The organism is Okeania sp. SIO2B3, from assembly GCF_010672525.1.
Lineage (GTDB): Bacteria > Cyanobacteriota > Cyanobacteriia > Cyanobacteriales > Microcoleaceae > Okeania.
In genome coordinates this window covers 1-3,809 of sequence record NZ_JAAHGH010000210.1, presented here as the reverse complement: position 1 = coordinate 3,809, position 3,809 = coordinate 1, and the positions used below count along the sequence as shown (strand labels likewise).

5 protein-coding genes are annotated in these 3,809 nt (G+C 36.3%); all 5 read left to right on the top strand.

The genetic code is table 11. The features are described from left to right. Positions 1-110 precede the first annotated feature (110 nt). The 5 genes from F6K15_RS37570 to F6K15_RS37550 all read left to right on the top strand — a co-directional run bounded on the left by F6K15_RS37570 (position 111) and on the right by F6K15_RS37550 (position 3,684). A complete protein-coding gene (locus F6K15_RS37570) occupies positions 111-770 on the top strand; it encodes a hypothetical protein (RefSeq protein WP_293071150.1) in 660 nt (219 codons plus the stop codon). Positions 771-783: 13 nt separating this feature from the next. Beyond that, positions 784-1,041 (top strand): hypothetical protein, encoded by a 258-nt coding sequence (locus tag F6K15_RS37565; protein ID WP_293071148.1) that lies wholly within the window; start codon positions 784-786, stop codon positions 1,039-1,041. A 19-nt stretch (positions 1,042-1,060) separates the two neighbouring features. Then, a complete protein-coding gene (locus F6K15_RS37560) occupies positions 1,061-1,258 on the top strand; it encodes a hypothetical protein (protein WP_293071146.1) in 198 nt (65 codons plus the stop codon). Continuing rightward, positions 1,255-1,815, top strand: coding sequence for a hypothetical protein (locus F6K15_RS37555; RefSeq protein WP_293071144.1), 561 nt, complete (start codon positions 1,255-1,257; stop codon positions 1,813-1,815). Before F6K15_RS37560 ends, F6K15_RS37555 begins: the two co-directional genes overlap by 4 nt. Positions 1,816-1,986: 171 nt before the next feature. Continuing rightward, positions 1,987-3,684: a hypothetical protein gene (locus F6K15_RS37550; RefSeq protein ID WP_293071142.1), complete on the top strand. Its 1,698-nt coding sequence runs from the start codon at positions 1,987-1,989 to the stop codon at positions 3,682-3,684. Positions 3,685-3,809: the final 125 nt, after the last annotated feature.

The following is a 3,809-nucleotide window of genomic DNA, read 5'->3' as shown; positions in this document are numbered from 1 at the left end:
GCGTATTAATTGCCTACGTTCCCAAACAGTTGCTTAGGTTCCTTGTACTTCCGTTTTTTAGTGTCTATATTTCAATTATAGACATCAAACAGACAAGGAGAGACAAACTGATGTACACATCTAAAATCCCTATTAGCTATGGGTTACAGGGAAATGAAGAGAATTATGGAGACAATGTAATAGACTTCCATATAGACGACGAAGTAGAAGGACAGACAGACATTCCTGCTACTGAAACAGTTCGCTACACTCTTGAACAATTAGCTCAGGAACTAAGTATTTCTACCAAAACTATCTACCGTGCTGGCACTGGCTACTATCCCCGGATTTGCGAATGTTGGTATTGGTTAACAGAAGGATTCAAGGTTGGTGAAAGGTATACCCCTCTGGCCTTGGAGAAAATGCAAGAGCTACAAGAGGCGATCGCTCTCAAGCTCCCAGATGGTACTAAAAATCCAGGCAAGATGCTGTATGAGGATTTCAAGCAGCAAGTATGGGCTTCCTATTCTCAATCAGAGCCAGTAGCTAATATTGTTCCCGCACCTAAATACGATTCTTCTAAAGCCACAGCTAATATGGCTCAAATATTCAGAATTAAAAACGAAGCAAGCAATGTCGGGAATGCGCTCGACCAACTTACCAGTTCTCTAGAGTCTTTTTATGGGCAAGTAGGGACAGAAATGTCGGCGCGTTGTGGAGCAGCGCTGGTGGGTAATTTCAATGATGGGATGGCACAAATACTAGAGCAGCTAGGGCACACTTCAAAATAAAGGAGGTTTAAAAGTGGTAAAAGTTACGGTTGACATTGGTGATTGTTATTGGCTGGCGAAGCCGTTGACGGCTATTGAAAAATTAGCAACTGAAGATGATACCAATATTGATGATATAGCAGGTCTAGTCGATGCAGCTCAAGATGCTGCTAACAAATGTAACCCAAATATTCCACCTATGGATGATGAGAATTTAGTTGATAAGACTCTGCAGAGAATTAAAAGTTTGGAGGATAGAGTAAATAACTTAAAGTCAAGCCAGCAAAGCTAATAGTATAGGATATTTCAAAATGATTGCTGATATTGTCAAAATCACCGCTGCTGCTTTTGTTGGTTTTGTGGGAGCGATAGCTTATTATGAATATTCTGATAATGCCTATTTTTCGGAGTTTCAGAAGTTACAGCAACAATATTCTAACTGCAGAAACCAACAGCAAACACAGTTTCGTTTGGTTGAAAAATTTTACAAGGAGTACAAAAAAAAATGACCTATACTTTAGGTTCCTCTGTGAAACCAAAGTTCTCCTCTACTCGTCAGAGGCTTTCTAGTGTTAGTTTTGAGGGCGTTGAGTCAATCACAAAGCATGATTACGATCTTCAGAAGCAGCATAAGGAAGGTCAAATGCGCTCGCTTGATTTGCAGATTATTGATAATAACCTGCTGGCTAAATCTTGGGATGTGGCTGCTTCTGGTGAAAAAGTTAAGCAAAGGCAGATAGGCTACAACATCGAAAGCACTAACACTGATATTGCTGATGTTAAACAGTTAATAGCAGATGTAAATTATGAGCAAGAGCAGACTCGCCTTTCCTTAGCTCAGGAAAAGCATTCTCAGCTTGAGGACAGATTGTTGTTTGAACAAGCTTCTTCCATACAGGAAAGAGAAATGATGACAATTCAGGGCAACACCCGGCATCTGCAAATAGAGGAATCTAGGTTGAATCTTACTCAATTGGAAGCTAGTTTAAAATCCCGATATGCCGCCGATTTTGATGTGTTGGATGCAATTCCAATATTTATTGAAGATTCAACTGGTTTAACTTAGGAGATCAAAAATATGAAGTTTAACTTCATTCCGCTGGTTATTATCGTTAATTTCTTGGGTTTTTTGCTGTTTGTTGCTGCTTGTGCATTGACTGTCAAGCTTGTTTTTAACCTTTAGTGGAATCTTTCGTTCTTTAGTTTTATAGGGGGTTGCTCCCCTATTTTTTCTATTATGAAGTTCAAAATTGCAGTGGCAGGGATTATTGTTTCTACAGGAATATTCGTTTTTTCATCAATGAATGTTTACCTGGAGAAAAAGATTAAATTAGTATTATTAGGTAGCTCTTTTTTGGGAATTATAGTCAGTACCTCGACTCTGGCAAATACTATTAATTCCTCTCAAGAAAAAATCGATAAAATTTCAAAAGATGCTGATTTAGAATTAGCAACTTTACGGCAGCAAAATGAAGATTTAATAAATTCTCTACAAAATAAAATTGTTGAAGCTACTCAAGAAAAGGATATTAAAATATCTGAATTGGCTCAAGATATAGATAAGTTAACTCGTAAGTTAAAAACCTGTGATGTTCGTGTAAAAGAAGCTTCGATAGAAATTGCTAATAGGTATGAAGCTGAAATAGTAGTTATCAAACAACAATTAAATGATGAGTTTACCACTGAATTAAATCAGGCGCTCGCTGTATCAGATGAACTTAGGAATCAGTTAGACTTATCTCAGCATAAACTAGAGCAGTTTTATAGTAGAGAAAATAATATAATTGCTGAAGAAAGAAGGTTAGACGATATAAAGAAACAGTTGAACTTGTACAAAGAACAACTGAAAATAAATCAAGAGAAATCTGCCTTGGAAGTAGAAAAAGCTTTATTGGCAGAAAAAGATAAATTTGATGAATTAGTAAGAACTAATGAGCTTTACAAGCATCAGCTTTTAAAATATCAAGATGCACTAAATTCTCTACAATCTGAGAATACTAATTTAAAGAATAGTAGTAAGCTAAGAATTGCTCATGGTGCAAGTTACGAAGCTTACCTCTCTCAAATAATTCAGAATACTTATTTAGAGAACGAAATTAACGTTTCCTTTGCTGAATTTAATCGCTATGGAGATACTTTAGCTTTTAAGTTTTACCTAGTAGATTCTACCAAAGCTTCTAAAGCTTTAAAGATTAATCATTCCTTGGAATTATCAACTGGTAAGTTTTGTAACACTGAAATAAAAGGAGGGTATCTATTAGTAAAAACTGAAAATGAAAAATCTAGAGATGTTAATCCAATTGTTGTCAGTTCCGGTACTACTAAAAAGCGTGATACTTGTTGGTTAGATGATACCTTTGTGAAATCTCACCACGACTTAATTATTGGCGCAACTGGTAGGGGAAAATCTACTTTAGTAGATAATATTGCTGCTTTAGCTAATATTCATTTTGGAGGTAATGCAGAAATCTTTGTAATTGACCCCAAATATCCTTATACAGAATGGAAGTTTGCAGGTAAAAAATTTAAACCACAATACAAGGGTTTAAATGCCATTAATGAGGATTTTCGTACCAGTTTTGATGGTCTTAAAGATATGGTAAACTCTCTACAAAATAGATTAGATGCTGCGACTATTGCTGCGGAGAATGGAGATGAATTACCAGAAATAAAACCTCAAATATGGGTAGTAGATGAATCTTTAATGCTGAGAGAGTATGATAAAGAATTACATAGCAAAGCGATTAAATTATTATCTACAGTTGGTCGGGCTTTAAAAATAAGAATTATTCTGCTAACTCAAGAATCAAATGTTAATACAAACGGCTTAACTGTTAGTGGTAGCTTCAACTTCACCAGGTATTATTTAGGCGACTCTGCCAAGGTTCCTAGTGTAATTAATCGGGAGATAAAATCAGCTACAGAGAAAAATTAAATAGTAGCTAAAACTTCAGATTTAATCGAACGGGGTGAGAAGTATTTTGGGCTGATATGTCCCGGTGAAGAGAAGGCGTTTGTGGAGGTTTTGCCTCCTCCCGGATTCTACGCCGAACAGCAAAA